The sequence below is a fragment of the Saccharospirillum sp. genome, from assembly GCF_039982735.1.
Classification (GTDB): Bacteria; Pseudomonadota; Gammaproteobacteria; order Pseudomonadales; family Natronospirillaceae; genus Saccharospirillum.
The window spans coordinates 1-20962 of sequence record NZ_JBDWXV010000013.1; the positions used below are offsets into that span (position 1 = coordinate 1).

Annotated in this window: 18 protein-coding genes, 2 tRNA genes and 1 pseudogene; 13 read left to right on the forward strand and 8 right to left on the reverse strand. The window is 58.0% G+C overall.

The features are described from left to right. Positions 1 to 594: 594 nt before the first annotated feature. Positions 595 to 1788: a tyrosine--tRNA ligase gene (tyrS, locus tag ABJT94_RS12870; protein WP_348474182.1), complete on the reverse strand. Its 1194-nt coding sequence runs from the start codon at positions 1786 to 1788 to the stop codon at positions 595 to 597. Between the two features lie 130 nt (positions 1789 to 1918). Here tyrS and ABJT94_RS12875 point away from each other — a divergent pair, with 130 nt between their 5' ends. Next, the gene (locus tag ABJT94_RS12875) at positions 1919 to 3202 is read left to right on the forward strand and encodes a peptidoglycan DD-metalloendopeptidase family protein (RefSeq protein WP_348474183.1); all 1284 of its coding nucleotides are present in this window, start codon (positions 1919 to 1921) and stop codon (positions 3200 to 3202) included. Between the two features lie 82 nt (positions 3203 to 3284). On the opposite strand, the gene erpA is transcribed toward ABJT94_RS12875, so the two are convergent. The 3 genes from erpA to ABJT94_RS12890 all read right to left on the reverse strand — a co-directional run bounded on the left by erpA (position 3285) and on the right by ABJT94_RS12890 (position 4972). Next, positions 3285 to 3635, reverse strand: coding sequence for an iron-sulfur cluster insertion protein ErpA (erpA, locus tag ABJT94_RS12880; protein ID WP_348474184.1), 351 nt, complete (start codon positions 3633 to 3635; stop codon positions 3285 to 3287). Between the two features lie 136 nt (positions 3636 to 3771). After that, positions 3772 to 4227, reverse strand: a complete 456-nt coding sequence (locus ABJT94_RS12885) for a polymer-forming cytoskeletal protein (RefSeq protein WP_348474185.1) — start codon at positions 4225 to 4227, stop codon at positions 3772 to 3774. After that, on the reverse strand, positions 4214 to 4972 hold the full coding sequence (locus ABJT94_RS12890) for a DUF6776 family protein (protein ID WP_348474186.1): 759 nt from the start codon (positions 4970 to 4972) through the stop codon (positions 4214 to 4216). Before ABJT94_RS12890 ends, ABJT94_RS12885 begins: the two co-directional genes overlap by 14 nt. 171 nt (positions 4973 to 5143) lie before the next feature. On the opposite strand from ABJT94_RS12890, the gene ABJT94_RS12895 reads away from it, so the two are divergent. Next, a complete protein-coding gene (locus ABJT94_RS12895) occupies positions 5144 to 6862 on the forward strand; it encodes a chloride channel protein (protein WP_348474187.1) in 1719 nt (572 codons plus the stop codon). Further along, positions 6862 to 7287 carry a protoporphyrinogen oxidase HemJ gene (hemJ, locus tag ABJT94_RS12900; protein WP_348474188.1) on the forward strand — a complete coding sequence of 142 codons (426 nt, stop codon included), beginning with the start codon at positions 6862 to 6864 and terminating at the stop codon, positions 7285 to 7287. Before ABJT94_RS12895 ends, hemJ begins: the two co-directional genes overlap by 1 nt. A 152-nt stretch (positions 7288 to 7439) precedes the next feature. Here hemJ and ABJT94_RS12905 read toward each other — a convergent pair whose 3' ends face one another. Beyond that, positions 7440 to 10148: a LuxR C-terminal-related transcriptional regulator gene (locus ABJT94_RS12905; protein WP_348474189.1), complete on the reverse strand. Its 2709-nt coding sequence runs from the start codon at positions 10146 to 10148 to the stop codon at positions 7440 to 7442. 154 nt (positions 10149 to 10302) lie between these two features. Between ABJT94_RS12905 and hemL the strand changes: the two genes are divergently transcribed. From hemL to ABJT94_RS12920, 3 genes are all read left to right on the forward strand, one after another. Further along, a complete protein-coding gene (gene hemL / locus ABJT94_RS12910) occupies positions 10303 to 11592 on the forward strand; it encodes a glutamate-1-semialdehyde 2,1-aminomutase (RefSeq protein WP_348474190.1) in 1290 nt (429 codons plus the stop codon). A gap of 158 nt (positions 11593 to 11750) precedes the next feature. Then, positions 11751 to 11837: transfer RNA gene (locus tag ABJT94_RS12915), tRNA-Leu, on the forward strand. 39 nt (positions 11838 to 11876) lie between these two features. Next, positions 11877 to 11963 (forward strand) — tRNA-Leu (locus ABJT94_RS12920). Positions 11964 to 12099: 136 nt separating this feature from the next. Here ABJT94_RS12920 and ABJT94_RS12925 read toward each other — a convergent pair. Both ABJT94_RS12925 and smrA read right to left on the reverse strand, forming a co-directional pair. After that, the gene (locus ABJT94_RS12925) at positions 12100 to 12654 is read right to left on the reverse strand and encodes a phosphatase PAP2 family protein (protein ID WP_348474191.1); all 555 of its coding nucleotides are present in this window, start codon (positions 12652 to 12654) and stop codon (positions 12100 to 12102) included. Then, positions 12651 to 13238, reverse strand: coding sequence for a DNA endonuclease SmrA (gene smrA / locus ABJT94_RS12930; RefSeq protein WP_348474192.1), 588 nt, complete (start codon positions 13236 to 13238; stop codon positions 12651 to 12653). The genes ABJT94_RS12925 and smrA overlap by 4 nt, the downstream gene beginning before the upstream one ends. Positions 13239 to 13379: 141 nt before the next feature. On the opposite strand from smrA, the gene ABJT94_RS12935 reads away from it, so the two are divergent. The 6 genes from ABJT94_RS12935 (at position 13380) to ABJT94_RS12960 (ending at position 18069) form a co-directional block, all read left to right on the forward strand. Next, entirely contained in the window at positions 13380 to 14078 is a 699-nt protein-coding gene (locus tag ABJT94_RS12935; RefSeq protein ID WP_348474193.1) for a response regulator transcription factor, read from the forward strand. Between the two features lie 39 nt (positions 14079 to 14117). After that, complete coding sequence (locus ABJT94_RS12940) at positions 14118 to 15527, forward strand: ATP-binding protein (RefSeq protein WP_127560152.1); 1410 nt, start codon at positions 14118 to 14120, stop codon at positions 15525 to 15527. Between the two features lie 203 nt (positions 15528 to 15730). Next, entirely contained in the window at positions 15731 to 16243 is a 513-nt protein-coding gene (locus ABJT94_RS12945; protein WP_348474194.1) for a GNAT family N-acetyltransferase, read from the forward strand. After that, entirely contained in the window at positions 16243 to 16728 is a 486-nt protein-coding gene (ybaK, locus tag ABJT94_RS12950; protein ID WP_348474195.1) for a Cys-tRNA(Pro) deacylase, read from the forward strand. The genes ABJT94_RS12945 and ybaK overlap by 1 nt, the downstream gene beginning before the upstream one ends. 191 nt (positions 16729 to 16919) lie before the next feature. Beyond that, complete coding sequence (locus ABJT94_RS12955; protein ID WP_348474196.1) at positions 16920 to 17363, forward strand: DUF2147 domain-containing protein; 444 nt, start codon at positions 16920 to 16922, stop codon at positions 17361 to 17363. Positions 17364 to 17457: 94 nt separating this feature from the next. Further along, positions 17458 to 18069, forward strand: a complete 612-nt coding sequence (locus ABJT94_RS12960; protein WP_348474197.1) for a hypothetical protein — start codon at positions 17458 to 17460, stop codon at positions 18067 to 18069. Positions 18070 to 18464: 395 nt separating this feature from the next. Here ABJT94_RS12960 and rpiA read toward each other — a convergent pair whose 3' ends face one another. After that, positions 18465 to 19169 (reverse strand): ribose-5-phosphate isomerase RpiA, encoded by a 705-nt coding sequence (gene rpiA, locus ABJT94_RS12965; RefSeq protein ID WP_348474198.1) that lies wholly within the window; start codon positions 19167 to 19169, stop codon positions 18465 to 18467. 250 nt (positions 19170 to 19419) lie between these two features. Between rpiA and ilvA the strand changes: the two are divergent. After that, positions 19420 to 20937, forward strand: a pseudogene (gene ilvA, locus ABJT94_RS12970) (threonine ammonia-lyase, biosynthetic); the annotation flags it as partial. Positions 20938 to 20962: the final 25 nt, after the last annotated feature.

Sequence of the window (20962 nt, forward strand, 5' to 3'; positions counted from 1 at the left end):
TACAAGCGCCCACACGAATTACTTCTGACAATGTTAAGGAACTCGAAGCTTGGCGCTATTGGCTGCTTCGTTCAACGTGGTGCGTATCTTAATGATCTGCGCCGCGCTGTCAACCTCTTTTCTGCATTTTTCCTTTTTAAATCAACCACTTAGGCTTGGTCTAAAAAGGCTCAATCGTACTGCTGGAAAGAGGCTTCCCGTCACCGCTGTGCGGCGAGGGAGGCGTATAATAGTCTTTTCTGAGGGAGGGTCAAGAGGTGATTCACAGAAAGTTGTCTATTCGATGACAGCTAGGTAAAAAGATGAAACTGCAGGATCCAGGGCAACGTCTGGAATGGGTGGTATTGGCCCGCACTGGATACCGGGTATGCCCCTGAGGGGTCGGCGTGAATCCCTCCATGGAGCCTAGACCGCAGGATATGAATCCCTTCCCTGGGATTCACCCTTCGGGCTCGCTTCGCTCATGCTAAAAACGCTCCTGGCGTTTTAGTCCCTGCTGCGGACTACCCCTCAGGGGCATACCCGGCACCCACCGCTAGTCTCCTTAGCGAAACCCTAATTTGAGTATATAGAAGCAGGAAGACTAAAAGTGGCTCAGCTCAGAGTAACCCGCGCCAGCTTCTTCTTACCGGCCTGCACCAGGTACTCACCGGCGGGCAGGCGCAGGTCAGCGCCGGCCACTTCCCAGTCAACCTTGACCCGGCCATTCTTGAGCATATCCCGGGTTTGGGCAGCATTGGCGGCCAGCCCAGCCCGGTTCACGATGGCAGCGATGGGCAATTCGGTCTGGTCGGCCAGTTCGAGGGTGACGTGTGGCGTGTCTTCAGGAACCTCGCCTTCCTGAACCAGATTGCCTGCGCCTTTATGGGCATTGGCAGCAGCATCCTCGCCGTGAAAGCGGGCCACCAGCTCGCGGGCCAGCTCGATTTTGATGTCTCGGGGGTTGGCGCCCTGCTCGACCTGGGCTTTGAGCGCCTCGATCTGCTCCAGCGTCTTGAACGACAGCAGTTCATACCAGCGCCACATCAGCGAATCGGGAATCGAGACGATCTTCTGGAACATGGCACCCGGGGCTTCGGTGATACCGACGTAGTTGCCCAGTGACTTGGACATCTTCTTCTCGCCGTCGAGCCCTTCCAGCAGGGGTGTCATGATGACGACCTGGGGCTCTTGCCCTTCGCTCTTCTGCAGTTCCCGGCCGACCAGCAGGTTGAACTTCTGGTCGGTGCCGCCCAGTTCGACGTCTGCTTCCAGCGCCACCGAGTCGTAACCCTGTACCAGAGGATACAGAAATTCGTGGATAGCGATGGACTCGTTGGCTTTATAGCGCTTTTTAAAGTCGTCCCGTTCCAGCATGCGTGCCACACTGTGGCGCGCGGCCAGCTTGATCATGCCGGCGGCGCCCAGCTGGTTGAACCATTCAGAGTTGAACCGGATTTCGGTCTTCTCCGGGTCCAGAATCTTGAACACCTGCTCTTTATAGGTTTCGGCGTTCTGGGCGATTTGCTCAGGTGTCAGCGGCGGGCGAGTCGAGTTCTTGCCAGACGGGTCGCCGATCAGGCCGGTAAAGTCACCAATCAGAAAAATGACGGTATGACCCCGGTCCTGGAACTGCCGCATCTTGTTCATCAGGACCGTATGACCCAGGTGCAAATCGGGCGCGGTGGGGTCAAAACCGGCCTTGATACGCAGGGGACGGCCACTTTCGAGCTTTTTAACCAGTTCTTCTTCGAGCAGTATCTCTTCCGTGCCGCGACGGATTTCTGCCAGTGTCTGCTCCAGGGACATGGAGTCTCCTCAAAATAAATTTACATATAAATAAGGGACTAATTATATCAGGATGTGATATCAGTTAGCACATATCACGCAGCCTGTTAATATAATGCATTAACATCTTAAGCCAACTGACTGTTTTAACATGGTGATTCATCTGTTTACGATCATGAAACGATTCCCGCGCTGGCACGCCATTGGCGTCGCCGCCCTGACCTTTGTCATGCTGTCCGTGGCAATGTGGCCGGCACCCAGCCAATCTGTCATTGTCGAGCTACCCCCCCAGGTAGTCATGCCAACGCCCAGCCCTGAAGTGCCAGAAGAGCCCGAATTTACTCGCGTTGCCGAGGAAGTTCAGCCGGGCGATACGCTGTCGACTGTGTTCGAACGGGCCAATGCCGGTGTGCGTGTCCTGTACCGCATGCTGGCCATTGAAGAAATCAGCACCCCTCTGGAACGTATCTACCCTGGCCAGTCCTTTGAGTTTGAATTTGATGCCGACAACCTGCTTCGCGGCGTTACCTTTAGCGAGTCTATCCTGGTCAAACACCGCATCAGCCTGACGGACGATGGCTTCGACATCGAGAAAATCGTCCGGGAGCCCGAGATTCACACCCGCTTTGCTGAAGCGACCATCGATTCATCGCTGTACCTCTCTGCCAAGGAAGCGGGCCTCAGCGATAACATGATCATGCAGATGGCCACCCTCTATGGCTGGGACATCGACTTTGCACTGGACATCCGCGCTGGCGATACGTTCTCACTGATCTACCAGGAAGAGTACCTAGATGGTGAAAAGCTGGGCGATGGCCCCATTCTGGTGGCGCGCTTCGTCAACCAGGGCCGTGAAGTCAATGCCTTGCGCTACACCGATGAAGGCGGCCGGACAGACTACTACTCGCCGAACGGCGATAGTATGCGCAAGGCCTTCCTGCGTACACCGATGGACGTATTCCGCATTTCCTCCAGCTTTAACCCGAACCGCCGCCACCCGGTTCTGAACACCATTCGGGCGCACAAGGGTACGGACTATGCGGCACCCACCGGCACCCCCATCAAGGTAACGGGTGATGGCAAAGTCGTTTCAGCGGGTCGCAATGGCGGTTATGGCAATGTCGTGGTGGTTCAACATGGCGGCGGCATTCGCACCCTGTACGCTCATATGAGTCAGTTCTCCAAGAACGCCCGTGCCGGCAACCGGGTTCGCCAGGGTCAGATTATCGGCTATGTCGGCGCTACCGGTCAGGTGACCGGACCGCACTTGCATTACGAATTTCTGGTCCATGGTGTGCACAAGAACCCGCAAACTGTTGATTTGCCCACTGCCCAGCCACTGGACCGTCAGTTCCTGCCGCAATTTGAAGAGTTTGCGTCAAACATGATGGGGCAGCTGCAGGTATTCGAGGAAACCTACGTCGCGGCCGACTGAACACAGAACGCCGCTGGCGCACAGGCATAAAAAAACCGGGTAATCCCGGTTTTTTTATGCCTGTGCGCCAGTCACTGAGCGGTCACATCGAGAATGACGAGCCACACCCGCAGGTTGTCTCAGCCGCCGGGTTCTCAATGGAAAACCGACTACCTTCAAGCCCTTCAGTATAGTTAACGGTAGAGCCCGCCAGGTACTGGACGCTCAACGAATCGATCAGGAAGGTGCTACCAGCCTGCTCGATAACGGTGTCGTCCTCAGCTACGTCGTCGTCGAAGGTGAAACCGTACTGAAACCCGGCACAACCGCCCCCGGTCACAAAAACGCGCAACATCAGGCGGTCGTTGCCTTCTTCCTCGACCAATTGCCGCACTTTATGCGCCGCTGCCTCGGTAATCAGCAGGGCTTCCTGGACGTCTGCATTCACAGTCATAGTGGTTCCAAATTCATAGAGCTACTCTCAGGGTTGCCAGGCGATTCGATCCGCCCCTGCCCGCAGTGGCAGGGCACCACAGTGATAGGGGCGGACAAGGCCAGATTCAAGGACCCGGCGTAGATCCCGGTCGATGTCAGGAGGATTTATTGGCAGGCTTGCCGGCATCCAGCATCGGGGTATCGGCAACCGGTTTGGGCTCGACAGGCTCTGGCTTGCTGACCTTCTTGCCTTTCTCGGCCGCTACGTGCAGCAGTTTGCCATTCACCTTGGCGCCCATCACCATCTCCATCATGACGTAATGCACGTCACCGGTGACGACGGCTTTTTTGGCCAATTCAATGTGTTCGGACGAGTACACATCGCCTTTCACCTCGCCATTGATGACGATGTTCGGCGCACGAATCTCGCCCTCCACATAGCCTTTGTCGCTGATGCGCACGGCGGCTCCGCTGTCGGGGTCGGCCAGAATGTTGCCCTTGATGCGGCCGTCGACGTGCAAGCCGCCCGACACCCGGATATCGCCGCTGATCTCGGCCTTTACTGATATAAGCGTTACGTCGTTAGCCACGGTTTGTTTACTGCCCCACATTGTTTCCGTTCTCCAAATCCAACCAGCTGTAGGCTGCCTCTACCCGAGCGGCACGATCACCGACGGCCTGGGCTATCACCTGTATTTGGTCGGGTATGAACCCTTCAGGCAACACCAGGTCGCCCTTGATATCCTGAAAGTAGCGATAACGGAATCGAATATCCACATCATCCACTGCTTCGGACACATCTTTTAATGGCAGCGCAACGCGCTCCCCGTTTTGCGTCCCTACAATGTTGACACCCACAAACCCTTGCAGATACTGAGAATTGTTGCCCGCCTGGGTCAGCATCAGGCTGTACCGGTAACGGTCGCTGGAACTGGTCGGTTCCAGTGTGACTTCCTGAATGCGCAGCCCTTCGTTATCGAGGGAGGGCGACATGATCCCCTGATAGAGGGCGACTTCCTCTTCGAGCTCGGCAATACGACCGCTCAGTTCCAGCTGTGTTTGCCGGGCATTTTCGTTCGCCTGGCGGTCGACCTCGGAGCCACGCTCCAGTTGCGCCACACGCAAGCGCAGGGCTTCCTGGCGTTGTTCGGCTTCGCGCAGGTTCTGGCGCAATTCAGCGCGCTGGTTAAGCAAGGTCTCGTATTGACTGCCACCTGATTGAAAACCATACAGATAGGCAGCGTAGACTGCCAGGGCAATGATCACAATTCCAACAATCCGAACCAGCCAGCGTCGCCAGGGCCGGTACGGAACGACAACCATCTGCCGTACGGGTGCTACTTTTACTTTCGCCATGCCAACTCCGACGGGATAGGGGCGCCTGCCAGCAACCGGCATGAGCCGGCCCTGACTCCCGGTCTTACGCCCCCAGACGGTGTCTGAAAGCCAGCCGGGCGATGAATCACTGCAACGCCATGACCGCCTATGATAAGGTCGCAGCCAATTCGGTTACAAGCCAATCCGCCTATGCCCTTACCTTCCATCCGTCAGTGGCGCCGTTTACTCGGTAAACCGGACGGGTTGTTGTCGCTGATCATACTTGGCTGCATCACCGGCATTGCCACGAGCCTGGTGATGGCGCTGTTCATGCTGGGCCTGGATCTGATCCTGCAGCAACTGAACGGTGCCTACCGGGACGATTTCGAATCGCTGTCGGCTCCAACCCGCTTTGCCCTGCCTATTCTCGGCAGTCTGGCCCTGATTCTGCTGTTCCGGTTCACGCCGACGCACAGTCACGCCATCGGCATTACCCATGTGCTCGACCGGCTGCAGCGCGGTCGCAGCCGTTTACCGGCCAGCAATGCCGTCTTCCAGTTCTTCGCGGCGCTGATATCGCTAGGCTCCGGCCACAGCGTCGGCCAGGAAGGTCCGGCCGTGCATGTGGGTGCGGGCATAGCCAACCAACTGGGGCAAAAGGCCAACCGGGTACCAAGCCAGCTAAGACTGCTGATTGGCTGCGGTACCGCCGCTGCCATTTCATCGGCGTTCGACACGCCGCTGGCGGGTGTGCTCTTTGCCATGGAAGTTATCCTGATGGAGTACAGCCTGCTCGGCTTTACGCCCATCATCGCCGCCTCCGTGACCTCAGCCGCCATGACCCGCTTCCTGTTTGGCGAACACCCGGCCTTTGTGACCGACCTGGCCTATCAGGGTAGCCTTACCGATCTGCCCTTCCTGCTGATCGCGGGCTTGCTGATTGGACTGCTGGCGGCCGGGTTTAACCGCAGTGTAAGGCTGTTCATGCAATTGCGGTTGCATCAGCGTCCAGCCCGGTTACTGCTGGCTGGCCTGATCACCGGTACGCTGGCGCTGGGCGTACCCGAAGTACTGGGACTGGGTCACGACACCATTAATCAGGCCATTAACGGCGAACTGGTCTGGTCGGTCTTGCTGGTTGTGCTCATCGCCAAGTTCATTGCCACTTCGACAGCGGTGGGCCTGGGCGTTCCTGCGGGGCTGATCGGCCCGACCCTGCTGATTGGCGCCAGCGCCGGCGGACTGATGGGCAGCCTGCTGCCCGGCGATGGCAGTCCGGCCTTTTATGCCTTGCTGGGTATGGCGGCGATGATGAGTGCCGTGCTGCATGCACCGCTGGCCGCACTGATTGCTGTGCTGGAGCTATCGCTCAACGCCCATGCCGTCTTTCCGGCGATGATTGTGGTGCTCGGCGCCAACCTGGTGTGTCAGCACGGCCTGCGCATTCCGTCGATTTACCACAGCCTGCTGGCGTTCAAGGGGCTGACGATTGAGACCAACCCGGTACGAACGGCGCTGGCTCAGCGCAGTCTGTCGGAACTGGCTACCGGCCAGTTCACCCGCCTGGACCTGACCCAGAGTGACGATCAGGCGCTGCGCACCGTCAAAGACGCCCAGCGTTGGGTGGTGCTGCAATTGACGGAGGCCAGCTATCTGATCGACAAGACCCCGCTCAGCCAGGCTGTGCAAGACTGGGTGCAACTGCCAGCTGAGACCCGTCCGGCAATGGCCGATGCACTAAAAGCCGTGATCCCGCCATTCAGCCGCCTGGTTGAGGTAAACCAGGACATCAACCTGCTGGAGGCGGTGCGTCTGTTGCAACGCGAAGACACTGCTGGCTTCCTGTATTCACCGGATATTACCTCAACCGTTCTGATCACTCGTGCCCAACTGGCCACCGTTCTTACCACCGAAGGAGACCTTCGCTGATGCTGTACCTCTGGCTCAAAGCCTTTCACATTATTGCCGTTATTACCTGGTTCGCAGCCCTGTTCTATCTGCCGCGCCTGTTCGTCTACCACGCCATGGCGGAGGACACGATTAGCCAGGAGCGTTTCAAGATCATGGAGCGCAAACTCTACCGGGGCATCATGACACCCAGTGCAGTGGTTACCGTAACACTCGGCATTGCCATGCTGGTGGTCACCCCGGCCTGGCTGTCGATGGGCTGGATGCACGCCAAGCTGTTTCTGGTGGTGTTACTGCTCGGCTATCACCACGCCTGTGGTCGCCTGCTGAAACGCTTTGCAGCGGACGACAACCGCCACAGCCACAAGTGGTATCGCTGGTTCAACGAAGCCCCGACTCTGGTATTGGTGGGTATTGTTCTGCTGGTCGTTATCAAGCCCTTCTGATCGGGCAAAAAAAAGACCAACGGCCAAAAAGGCCGTTGGCCAATAACTACCTATCAACTAGACAATCCCCGGACATTCAATCCAAGGAAGCCCCCAGTCTAGTCATTTCCGCGCCCGGACTCCAGCCCGCAACGGCGCTAATCAACTGGCCTTTACTCGCTGTCTGCATCGCCGCTCAGGGCCCGGCCCCGGGCGATGGCCGCCTTGCGATGCGTCACGGCCAACTTCTTGTAGAGGTTGTTGATGTGTGTTTTCACCGTGCTGACAGCGATGAACATGCTCTGTGCGATGTCATCATTGTTCTTGCCATCCATAATAAATTGCAGCACTCGCCATTCCTTTCTGGAAATGCCCAGCGCCAGCAGACCATCCGGTACTTCCTGCTCCCCACGCCGGCTGGAGGTATTACGTTGCTTGTACAGAATCAGCACTTGCTCGACATACCGGGCCTGATCTTCCGGCAATGACGCCAGCGGCAATTGTTCAAACAGCGGCATGATCCACTGGCGCAGATACAATAGACTGGCGACGATCTGATAGGTCTGCAGATCGGCCAGAATATCGAGCAGCGCCATTCTGGCACCCTCTTCATCGCCCTGAATCATCAGAATGGCGATGTTGAGCAACAGCAGCCGGAAACGCTCTAGCCGGAACTCCGATGCCGGCCGGTCGTCGAAACGAGCCAGTTCTGCCTGGACCCGCTGATGCGCCGGTCCGACCTCACCCAGCGCCAGTTGTCCGTACAACTGAGCTCTCAGCTCTCCAAAGTCGTGCAGGTTCCGGCAGCCGGTTACTGGTGGGTGCACCTTGAGCCAGGTGAGAATTTTCTGGGTATCGTCTGTTTGCCACCAGTACAGCAGCTGTACTTCGAGCGAATAGCCAATCAACTGCTCGGCGACGCTGTCCATCGACAGGATGCCTTCATGCAAGCCCGACAGTTCGCGCGCGGTCGTTGGCTTGCCCTTCAGCAGTTCCATTTTCAGCAACCAGCCAAAGAGATGCCGCGACCAGAATTCATCCCAGTTCTGGCACACCACCCCGGCTTCGTTGATCAGCATCCGGGCTTCGCGCAACCGGTAGGATTCCAGCGCCAATTCGGCCTGATACAACAGGGAAAAACAGACGTTAAAGCCATTGGCCACGCCCTGGGCGTCGCTGTAGCGCTGTACTTCACGGCACAGCTCCAGCGAGCGGTCAAACTCGCATCGCTGCTTCCAGATCTGCGCCTGCTGATTCAGGCTCCACAGCACTGCATCGTGATTCCCCTCCTGGCGGCTGAGCAGCTCGCTTTGCTCGTAGATATCGAGTGCGCGCGCCATGTCGCCCAGGTCGAATCGGATATTGGCGTAGGTCAGCAGTGCACTTTGCCGACGGGTATTGTCTTCGGCGAAGAGATTCAGGGCACGCAGCGCCGCCTGCTCGGCGATGTCCAACTGACCCAGTGAATAGCTAGCCTGGGAGCGCACCGTCTCAAACTCAGCGGAAAGCAGGCGCCCGGTGTCGCTATCATCGATCAGGCCGCGGGCTCGGTTGAGACAGCCTTCCACCTGACGCGCATCCCCAAAGATGGCTTCCACCCAGCAGTTCACCAGCACCAGCTTGGGTTCACGGACAATCCGCTCCATCGGCAGTTCGGTCAGACACCGCTGTACCAGCTCGTAATGGGCCTTGTGAATCAGGTCATCGCCGTAGAGCTTGAGAATTCTGACAATCTGCTCCTGATCGCCGGATTTAATGGCATGATCGACCGCGCCGACAATGTAGCCCAGCTTCAAAAACGCCTGACTGGCCCGAAAGTGCAGATCACTGAGATTACCACTGTGCAGCAGGGTCAGCTTGTGCTGCAGGAACTCCCGCAACAGGTGATGGTAGCGAAACCATTGCCGGGGCTCGTTGAACTGAATGATGAACAGGTGTTGTCGCTGCAGGTATTCCAGCACTTCGTGAACATTGATGTCTTTGGTCAGCGCCTCGGCGACTTCGGTGTTGAACCGTCGCACCAGGCTGGTGTGGATCATAAAATGCTGTACATCGGCCGGCAGCGCATCGAAGACTTCGGAATCGAAATAGTCGATTGCATTCAGGTTTTTCTGTTGCAGCCGGGTTTTCAATTCATCAAAAGACGGTTTCGATTTCAGCCCCAGAACAATCAACTGCAGCCCGACCGCCCAGCCCTCGACATGATCGAGCAGTTGCTCAACATCGTGATCTTCAAGCTGATAGCCGCCCAGGCTCTGAAAGAAATGCTGGGTTTCGCAGACATTGAACCCCAATACATCATTTTGGATATCGGCCACCAGCCCCTGCAGGCGCAACGACATGATGCTCGCAGGGGGATCGGAGCGGGTCGTCAGCACCAGGGTGATGTGCGGTGGCAGATGCCGCGCCAGATAGGCAAGTGCGGCGTGGACCTGGTCGTTTTCAACGCAGTGGTAATCGTCCAGTACCAGCACCAGCCGCTGATCGATCCGGTCGAGCTCGAACAGCAATTGCCCGAACAGGGATTTCAATCGGGTCTTGCGATCGTGCACACCAGCGTGGCACAGGGCTTCGCTGAGCGGTACCTGCTTGGCAATGGCTGAGATGAAATAGGCCGCAAATACCACCGGGTCCGAATCTTCCGGGTCCAGCGACAACCAGGCGAGCCGGGCTGAGGGCACCTTTTCGCGCAAGGCATCAACCCCATGCAAGGTGGCCACAGTTTTGCCGAAACCGGCCGGTGCACAGAGCACCACGACCGGCAGCCGACAGGCATCGACAAAGCTCTGGTCAACGCGCGGGCGGCGAATGGCATTGGGGGGCAGGTGTGGCACCGATAACTTCGACGGAACCAGAAAGTGCTGTGGAACCGAATCGGTCATCGGCGTTGTCCGTTGTGTCAGGCTTAAGTGACCCAATCATACCCAGCTCGTCCGGTTACGATCAAATAAGCACGGCCGCGGACCGGCCGGGTTTGCCTAAGCAGCCGGTTACCACGACAATAGTTGCCAGACATTCATTACACAGGCCCACACCATGACCGACCAACTCGCTGCTCTGTTTGAACGCGCCCAGAAAACCATCCCCGGGGGCGTCAACTCTCCGGTTCGCGCTTTTAAAGGGGTCGGTGGCACGCCGATTTTTTTCAAGCGCGCCCAGGGATCACGGCTGTTCGACATTAACGACAAGTCCTACATCGACTACGTGCTGTCTTTTGGCCCGCAGATTCTGGGCCACGGCTTCGAAGAAGTGCGCGAGGCCATACACCGCCAGGTCGACCTGGCGCTGACCTTTGGCGCTCCGACCGAGCAGGAAGTCACCATGGCCGAGGCGGTCTGTGCCATCGTGCCGTCGATGGATAAAGTCCGCATGGTCAATTCCGGTACCGAGGCGACCATGTCGGCGATTCGATTGGCCCGTGGCTTCACCGGCCGGGACCTGCTGGTGAAATTCGAAGGCAACTATCACGGCCACGCTGATAGCCTGCTGGTGAAAGCGGGCTCCGGCATGCTGACACTGGGTGTGCCCACCTCGCCAGGCGTTCCGGCGGCGGTAGCAGCCAACACCCTGACACTCGATTACAACGACCCCCAGGCCGTGCGCGACTGCTTCAAGGAATACGGCGATCGCATCGCCTGTGTGATCGTCGAGCCGGTGGCCGGTAACATGAACTGCGTACTGCCCGAGCCCGAGTTTCTGGAGACGCTGCGCAGCGAATGTACCGACAACGGTGCGGTACTGATTTTCGATGAAGTGATGAGCGGCTTCCGGGTCGCACTGGGCGGCGCTCAGGCGCTATACAACGTAAAACCGGACCTGACCACCCTGGGCAAGGTTATCGGTGGCGGCTTGCCGGTCGGTGCCTTTGGCGGCCGGGCCGACATCATGGACTTTCTGGCACCCAATGGCCCGGTGTACCAGGCAGGAACGCTCTCGGGCAACCCGGTGGCAATGGCCGCGGGCCTGGCCGTACTGGAGCAAATCAGCAAGCCCGGCGTCTACGAGCAACTGAGCGAACGGACCACCGCCCTGACTGAGGGTTTGAAAGCCAAAGCCCAGGCCGCGGGCATTCCGCTGACCACGAATTCCGCCGGTAGCATGTTCGGATTCTTTTTCACCGACCTTGAGCGCGTGCGCCGGTTCAGCGATGTGATGACCAGCAACGTGCCGCGTTTCAACCAGTTCTTCCACGGCATGTTGAACGAAGGGGTCTATCTGGCACCCTCGGCCTTTGAAGCAGGCTTTATGTCGCTGGCGCATAGCGAGCAGGACATCGACGATACCCTCGCGGCCGCCGAGCGGGTGATGTCGAACCTGACCGTTTAACCAGGCGCGCGATGCGGTTGGGTCGTGACTCAACCGCTTGTTTTACCTCCCTTTTTTCTGAACAGGGAGACGACGCAAGACCACAAAAACTGTTGACAGAGCCGGGCCCGCTCATTAGTATGCGCGCCTGCTTGCCGACGGTAGGCACATCCGGTACTGCCTGGGTGGTGAAATTGGTAGACACGCTAGCTTCAGGTGCTAGTGGGGGCAACCCCGTGGAGGTTCAAATCCTCTCCCAGGCACCAAAATTTCACCGGATGATGCTATAACACCGTAACCGCTCAGCCTGGGTGGTGAAATTGGTAGACACGCTAGCTTCAGGTGCTAGTGGGGGCAACCCCGTGGAGGTTCAAATCCTCTCCCAGGCACCATTTCGACGATGACAACGCACTCGCACCGAAATGGCTTCTCCCGCAAGACAAGACTCCCAGAATTGAATACACCGGCCGGCATAAAAGTCAGCTTTATTGTCATGAGCCCGCGTTAAATGCAAGGCCCACCCGGCCCTCAGAAGTTCACTTCAAACGCCAATGCCATGCCGCCTTCGGTCGGTACCACGGCAAACTGCGACGCCAAGCCCGGTTTAACCAGCCACTGATTCACCCCCCAGGCCAGCGCTGCGCCCGCGAGCACATCCGTCGTGTGATGCCGGTCTGAATACACCTTGCTCCAGCCAACGTAGCTGGCTGCCAAATAGGCGGGCAAGCCGGCATCCCACCCATAACGGCGCTGAATAAAAGCGGCGCTGGTAAAGGCCGAAGCGGCGCTGAAACTGGGGAAACTGAGATCATCGGATCCGTCTGGCCGCTCCCGCTCAACCAGGCCTTTCAGCACATAACTGGTGCTCATCGTAACGCCATAAGCCATCACCAGCTGCGACCGCCCTTCCGGGTCATCCAGCGTATAAGTAGCGGTGGCTGCCGTCAGTGGCAGGGCGTAGAGCAATACCTCACCCGCCTGCGTCCAGCGATCATCGGCGTACCCGGCTGTGCTAAACCCCAGCGACACACCAGCAACCCAGGTTAATAACGTTCGCCACGTTGCGTTCTGTCCGCCCATCATTCCGTGCGACCTTTCATAAAACGTTCCCGGTTTTCTTCTTTCTTGCGATCACTTTTGCGCAGCAGGATATACAGCGCACCCACACCGCCATGATGCTTTTGCGCCGAGTGAAACGCCAGTACCTCTGGCATTTGTTTCAGCCAGGTGTTCACACAGCTTTTCAGGAAAGCCTTCGGCTCTCCGCGCTCCCCCTTACCGTGCAGAATCATCGCTGAGCGCACATCGTAGCGCAGGCAGTCGGCGATGAAGCCATACACCTCGGCACGTGCTTCGGCCATGGATTTACGGTGCAAATCCAGACGGGCATCGATCGGGTACTGGCCACGCTTGAGCTTCCGGTAGACACCGTGAGCAACGCCATCGGTGCGGTACTCCAGGATGTCGAGCGGGTGCACCAGGTCGATGATTTCTTCCGTCAGGTGGTTCGGGTCACCCTGCTCAACCTTCACTGCCATTTGCCGCCGATGCAGCAAACTGGGTTCGGGTACCTCGGGTTTGGCCGTCTCGACCCTCTGTGTGGTGCGAATACGGCGTACGCCTTTCATTTCTTGACGGAAAATTTTGAATTCGTCGTCGTCTTCCATAAGACACCTGTGCAATTTAACCGTATTCTAACAGCATGTACCGGTGCTCGGCACGGCGGGAGAGAGCACTATAACGGGCTCGTTGTAAAAGAGCGGTAAAATGGATCGTCAGCGCTGCAACGATAGAGGACACTGAATGCTATGAATGAATCTCATATTTTACTGATTGACGATGATCGCGATCTGGCCGAACTGCTCGGCGAATACCTCGATGCCGAAGGCTACAAACTCAGTGCCGCTCACAGCGGTGAGGATGGCATCGTTCAATTGCGCGAGCACAACTACGATCTGGTCCTGCTCGATGTCATGATGCCCGGCATCGATGGCTTTGAAACCCTGCGCCAAATTCGCAACCACTCCTCCGTTCCCGTGTTAATGCTCACCGCCAAAGGTGAGGAAATGGACCGGGTACTGGGCCTGGAGCTGGGCGCCGATGATTACCTGGCCAAGCCCTACAGCCACCGTGAGTTGCTGGCCCGCATCAAAGCGCTGCTGCGCCGGATCGAACTCGACAAGGTGCAACAGGAAAGCGACAGCGGCACTCTGGAATGCAACGGCGTGACCCTGAACTTCGACACCTACGAAGTCGAGTGCGAAGGCGAGCATGTACCCATGACCACCAGTGAATTCAAGGTATTGCGCGTGCTGATGTCCCGCGTGGGCAAGGCCGTTCCCAAGGAAGACCTTTACCGTGAAGTGCTCGGCCGCGAAATCATGGCGTACGACCGATCGATCGACATGCACGTCTCCAATGTGCGGCGCAAGCTTCAAGCGGTTACCGAGACACCCAAAATTCAGACCATTCGCGGTATTGGCTATCTGTTTGTCGATCCGAAATAACCGAACCGCTTCCCGCCCTTCCGGACACCGGCTGTAGCCATGAAATTTTCAGTTAACTGGCGAAAAATCAATCCGCTCGGCTCGGTGTTCGGCAAGATCTGGCTGAGCTTCTGGGTTACCCTGTTGCTGATTGTGCTGGCTGTGGCTTTTGTCTCGCATCAGGTGGCGCAGGTATACCAGATCGGTGCGCCCAACGCGTCGCACATTGGCCTGCTCAACCGGGTCAAGCTGCCCAATATCGATCGTCTCGCCAGTGACCGCCAGGAAATCATCGACGAGCTCGACCGCTTTAACAGCGAGTCGCGCTTTCAGTGGTACCTGGTCGACGACACCTATCACCTGCTCGGTACCCCCAAACCCCCTCGGCGCATTCTGGTCATGCTGTCTGAAATGATGGAGCTGGAAGGCGTGAAAGTCGGCCAGTGGCGCCAGGAAACCTGGATGGGGCCGATCACCATGTCGGTCGGTGGCGATATGTACCGCCTGTTTCTGCGCGGCGTGCCCGCCCTGCCGCCGCCCAACCTGCCACTCTGGCTCGATAGTCAGTGGTTGCGCGCCATTTTCGCCTTGTTCGTCTCTGGCGGCATGGCGCTGGTGCTGGCCTGGTCGATCACCCGTCCTATCGCCCGCCTGCGGCGCGTTTCACGGCAATTGGCGGGCGGTAGTCTGGATGCCCGGGTTGGCGGCGCGGTCAACAAACGCGCCGACGAACTGGGTGACCTTGGTCGCGACTTCGACGAAATGGCAGAGCGCCTGCAACAGCTGGTTTCCGCTCAGCAACGGTTGCTCAGCAACGTCAGCCACGAGTTACGCTCACCTCTGACGCGCCTGCAGGTAGCGCTGGGCATCGTTCGCCAGAAAGCACCCACGGGACTCGAAACCGCGCTCAGCCGCATTGAACGCGAAAGCGACCGGCTTGAAAGCCTGATCGCTCAGGTGCTGAAGCTGTCGCGTTTTGAAAATGAAATGCAACATCTGGAGCCGGCGCAATTGCAGCTCGACGACCTGGTACGCCAGGTGGTTGAAGACGCCCGCTTTGAATCGAAATCACACAACATTCTGATCACCGACCAGATTGAAAGCGCTGTCAGCCTCTGGGGCGACCCGCAACTGCTGCATTCCGCCATCGACAACGTGATTCGAAACGCTCTTCGTTTTTCACCGGAAGACGGTGAACTGAGCGTTCACCTGACCACCCACAAGGGTGAAGCCCAAATCGAAATCTGCGACCAGGGCCCCGGCGTACCGGAAGATAAACTGGAGCGGCTGTTCGACCCCTTCTACCGGCTCGACCAATCCAATTCCGGTGCTGGGCTGGGCCTGAATATTGCCCGGCACGCCGTCACCGCGCACAAGGGAGATATTCGGGCCTACAACCGCCCCGAAGGTGGCTTGTGCGTGCGCATTCGATTGCCACTGAACCAGCACGGGCGCTTGCGTCAGAGCTGATGTGACATCTCCACGGGGGTTCGACAAATGCCCCCCGAACCAAATGGCAAACGGTGGTAATTCACACCACTCAGGTTTCTTTGTGCCTGTCGAAGGGCCTCGGGGAGCCGATTTCCTCTCACACGACCCGGCCACCCTAAAACGCGACAACTTACCCGTTGATCTTATAAACTCAGGCCAATCACTCATTCACGAGGCCTGTCATGTCACCCATCACCACCACTTCCGGCGCTGTCATCCGTCTGGCTGAACCCGGCGATGTTCCTCACATTCTGCGGTTTATTAAGGAACTGGCCGACTACGAAAAACTTTCGCATGAAGTCGTCGCCACTGAAGCCAAACTCACCGAGACACTGTTTACCGACCAGCCAGCGGCTGAAGTTCTGATCGCCGAGCGCGATGGCCAACCCGTTGGCATGGCCTTATTTTTCCCGAACTACAGCACCTTTCTCGCCCAGCCTGGCATCCACCTGGAAGACCTTTATGTGCAACCGGACCAGCGCGGCTCCGGTGTTGGCAAGGCGCTGATTACCAGCCTGGCGCACCTGGCCGTGGAGCGGGGCTGTGGCCGCCTAGAGTGGATGGTGCTCGACTGGAACGAACCGGCCCGGCAATTTTACCGCTCACTCGGCGCCAGCGCGCTGGACGGCTGGCTGACCAAGCGCGTCACCGGCGAATCACTGCACGCCATGGCCCGGATGCTGGAGCGCGCCTGATGACACCGGCCGTTCAGTTGCTCAAACGTCAGAAGGTACCGTTCGAACTGCACACCTTCAGCGTGGGCGACAGTGACGAAGGCTATGGCCTCGCCGCTGCCAGAGCGCTGGGTGTGCCGCCAGAGCAAGTGTTCAAAACCTTGCTGGTCAGCTTCAATGGCGACCCCAAAGCACTGGGCGTATGTATTCTGCCGGTCACTCACAACCTGAGCCTGAAACGCGCCGCCAAAGCACATGGCCAGAAATCGGCGCAGATGGCCGAGCCGGCCATTGCCGAGAAAACCACCGGCTATGTGGTCGGCGGCATTAGCCCGCTGGGACAAAAAAAAGCCCTGCCTACGGTGGTGGACCAAAGCGCCGAGTCGATGGACATCTTTTTCGTCAGCGGTGGCAAGCGTGGGCTCGACATCGCTCTGGCTCCAGCCGATCTGCTGCAACTGGCGCGCGCCCGCTTTGCGCCACTGTGCGTTACCGACGAAGCCTGAACCTGAGCTGAGTCCGGCGGTTTAAGTGGCAACTGTTGCCGAAGCCCCATACTCCAGCCCTATCTGCGAGGGCTTTGGTGAATCTGAATCATTAACCGCCACTGCTCGCTTGTTACTGGCTGGCGTTTTGCTATGTTTGACCCAAGCCTTCACTTCAATCGCAGGCTATTAATCAGGAGCGAAAAATAACAATGAAATCTTTACTGACTGTCGTCACTACCCTTTTGCTGGCGCTGGCCATCACCCCGGCCCAGGCTGAATCCATGTCGGCCGAAGGCCAGTGGCGCACCATCGATGATGAAACCGGCGAAGCCAAAAGTCTGGTGCGCGTCTGGGTTGAAGACGGCGAACTGCAGGGCCAGATCGTTGAACTGCTGAACCCGTCCGAGCCCAACCCGGTCTGTTCCGAATGCAAAGGCAGCCGCAAAGATCAGCCGATTGAAGGCATGACGTTTCTCTGGGGCCTGGAACGAGACGGCGATGAGTGGGACGGTGGTCGCATTCTGGATCCCTCCAATGGCAAAGAATACAGTGCCAAAGCCAAGGTCATCGAGAACGGTACCAAGCTGGAAGTCCGTGGTTTTCTCGGCTTTGCACTGATCGGCCGGACTCAGGTCTGGGAACGCGTGGAATAACGACACATTGCACGGGCTCTCTGCTGAGCCCGTGCTTTCCCTACCTGCCTTACCCCGTTATGCTGCCTTTCCCTGTTAACCGCTGACCGCCCCAATGACCGGTACCGACCCTGTAACACTTTTGATTGCCATCACCCTCGGCCTGCTGCTGGTACTCCCGGCCGATGGCTACACCTATGAATTTGTGCGTGCCCGGCACGAACGCGCAAGCCCAGTGTGGCGGTTAATCGCAGGGCGCATGCTGATCACCCTTACCCAGGCCGGTTTAATGGCAACGGCGGTGACGGTCTGGGCCAATTCAGGGCCGCTGGGGCCAACGTTACTGGTATTCGCCGGCGCCATGATGGCTGCCTGGCTATGGATGTGGTACTGGATCAAAACCTACATCGCCGAGCCCGATCACCCAACCCGGCCGATCACCATCGTCAGCGTCATCCTAACCGGTGCTCTCTCCGCCACGCTCTGGTTCGAAGCCTTCACCTTTCAGGCTCTGTTGCAGGCCTGGGTCGATGAACCCGCCCTCGAAACCATCATCCTGCTGTCGCTGATCTGGGTTGCCATCGATGCCATCTGGCTCGCCATCCTCGCCAGCCAACCCTGGGGCACCCGCCTGATCGCCTCGCAAACCGGCCAAACCCGACTAAACCGAAGCCTCGGGCTGCTGCTATTGGCCCTCTCACTCTGGGCAATGGTGGTTGTGCTCTAATCAGTGCCACTAGTCCGTGCCAGCCACCGGGTTTACCTATCCGGGGTCGGGCGGAATGCCGCCCACTCAACCCATCCCTGGGGCCTAGACCACAGCATCCATGCTGTGGACTCCCCCGGATAGGTAAACCCGGTAACTGTCACTTGGCTGGGAGGCGTGGGCTAAATTAACTCAAGTTTTGGAGTTCGCTGAAATGACCAGCGGCGATTACCTGGGGCATTCCTGTGGGGAAGTCCGCAACACGGATGTTGCGGTCTAGGCCCCATGGATGGGTTGAGTGGGCGGCATTCCGCCCGACCCCACAGGGATGCCCCAGGTGATCGTCGCGGACCACCGTCACCTAAAAACACCCCCGAACTCCGGAACTTGAGTTACCAACCTCCAAACTGTCCAACTCAGTAAAACTCACCATCCTCAGCCATGGTGTTAATCACAGACAGTTTCTTCACGCCGTCTTTGGTGCCCAGCAACAACACGTCCGCTGGCCGATGTGCAAACAACCCGTTGGTGACGACGCCGGGAATGTTGTTGATGGCGGTTTCCATCGCTTCCGGGTCTTTGATGTCCAGTTCGTAGACATCCAGAATCTGGTTGCCGTTATCGGTAACCACGCCTTCGCGATAGACCGGGTTGCCGCCCATTTTCAGCAGCTTGCGGGCTACGGCACTGCGCGCCATCGGTATGACTTCGATCGGCAGCGGGAAGGCACCTAACTTTTGTACGGCCTTGGACTCGTCGGCAATACACACGAACGTCTTGGCGATAGAGGCGACGATCTTCTCCTGGGTCAGGGCAGCGCCGCCGCCTTTGATCAGGTGCAGCTTGCGATTGGCTTCGTCACAACCGTCGACGTAGACCGCCAGCTTTTCCACTTCGTTCATGTCGAACACGTCAATGCCGTGGTCGCGCAGGCGCTTGGCGCTGGCGTCACTGGAGGCAACGGTGCCGCGAAAGCGGTCTTTCACGGTTGCCAGCGCATCGATGAACAGATTGGCGGTAGAGCCGGTGCCGATGCCGATGATGGCTTCCGGTTTCAGGTCGGGCTTGATGAAATCGAGCGCCGCCTGGGCGACGGCTTGCTTCAGTTCGTCTTGGGTCATGGGACTTTCCTGTAATCAGTGGGCGTCGGTGACTGTTCTGGGATATCGATTGCTTAGCCGCATTATAGCTGCTGTGGCGCTCAGTAACACAGGCCAGCGCTGCTTCGGCGCCGTTGCAAAACAGTATGCCGCGATTTGCCGTACGTCTGCGTTTCCGCATCCGCCCAAAACCCTTACACTACGGTGCTGCGCCGCGAAATGCCTGACATGCGCAGAAGACGACTGACATTCATCCGTTAACCAGGAAACTTCCATGCTGGAACAGACTGTTAAGAAGATACTCAATGCCCGGGTCTATGAGGCGGCGATCGAGACGCCTCTGGAAAAAGCCGCCTTTCTCAGTCGTCGGATGAACAACATTATTTTGATTAAGCGCGAAGACCTGCAACCGGTGTTCTCGTTCAAGCTGCGCGGTGCCTACAACAAGATGACCACCCTGACCCAGGCGCAACTGGACAAAGGCGTCATCTGCGCCTCAGCCGGTAACCATGCCCAGGGCCTGGCTGAAGCCGCACGGCTGATGGGCGTGAAAGCCACCATCGTCATGCCCAAGACAACGCCGGACATCAAAGTGGCGAACGTGCGCGCGCGCGGTGGCAAAGCCGTGTTGTATGGCGATGCCTTCGACGAGGCGCTGGAGCATGCGCGCAAGCTCGAAGCCGAACGTGGTCTGACCTTCATTCACCCTTACGACGACCCGGACATCATTGCCGGCCAGGGCACCGTTGCCCGTGAGATCCTGCACCAGCACCGTGGCGATGATATCCATGCGGTGTTTATCCCGGTTGGTGGTGGCGGGTTGATCTCCGGTATGGCGGCGTATTTCAAATACCTGCAGCCCAACATCAAGGTGATCGGGGTCGAGTTTGAAGAAAGTGCCTGCCTGGCAGCAGCACTGAAAGCCAAACGCCGGGTGACGCTGAGCCAGGTTGGCATTTTTGCCGACGGCATTGCCGTGGCTCAGATCGGCAAGGAACCCTGGAAGATTTGCAAGGACCACGTCGACGAAGTCATCACCGTGACCTCGGATGAAATCTGCGCAGCCGTAAAAGACATCTTCGACGATACCCGCTCAATCACCGAACCGGCTGGCGCTGTCAGCGTTGCAGGCATGAAAAAGTTCGTGGAGCGCGAGGGCTGCACCGGCAAAACTCTGATCACCGTTTCCAGCGGCGCCAATACGAATTTCGACCGGTTACGGTACGTGGCCGAGCGAGCCGAAGTGGGTGAGCATCGCGAAGCCATACTGTCAGTGACGATTCCCGAGAAACCCGGGGCGTTCAAGAAGTTCGTGTCCATCATCGGCAAGCGGTCGATCACCGAGTTTAACTACCGGTACGATGACCCAAGCAAGGCTCACATTTTTGTCGGCGTTAAGATCACCAGTCTGGAAGAGCGCGAGCAACTGATCAGCGAACTGCGTGAGGCTGATCACCCGGTCCTCGACTTGACCGACAACGAAGTCGCCAAGTCTCACGTTCGCCACATGGTGGGTGGTCATGCACCGACTATTACCAACGAGCACCTGTTCCGGTTCGAGTTTCCGGAACGGCCGGGGGCGCTGGGCAAGTTTCTCAACACCCTGGGCGGCCACTGGAACATTTCGCTGTTTCACTACCGCAACCACGGTGCTGCCTACGGACGGGTACTGACCGGTATTCAGGTGCCGCGCGAAGACATGAAAGCCTTCCGCCAGAAACTGGAAGAACTGGGGTATCCTTACTGGGAAGAAACCAGCAACCCGGTGTATGCGGCGTTTCTGGGCTGAACCGGTTGTCGTCGACATGAGCCGC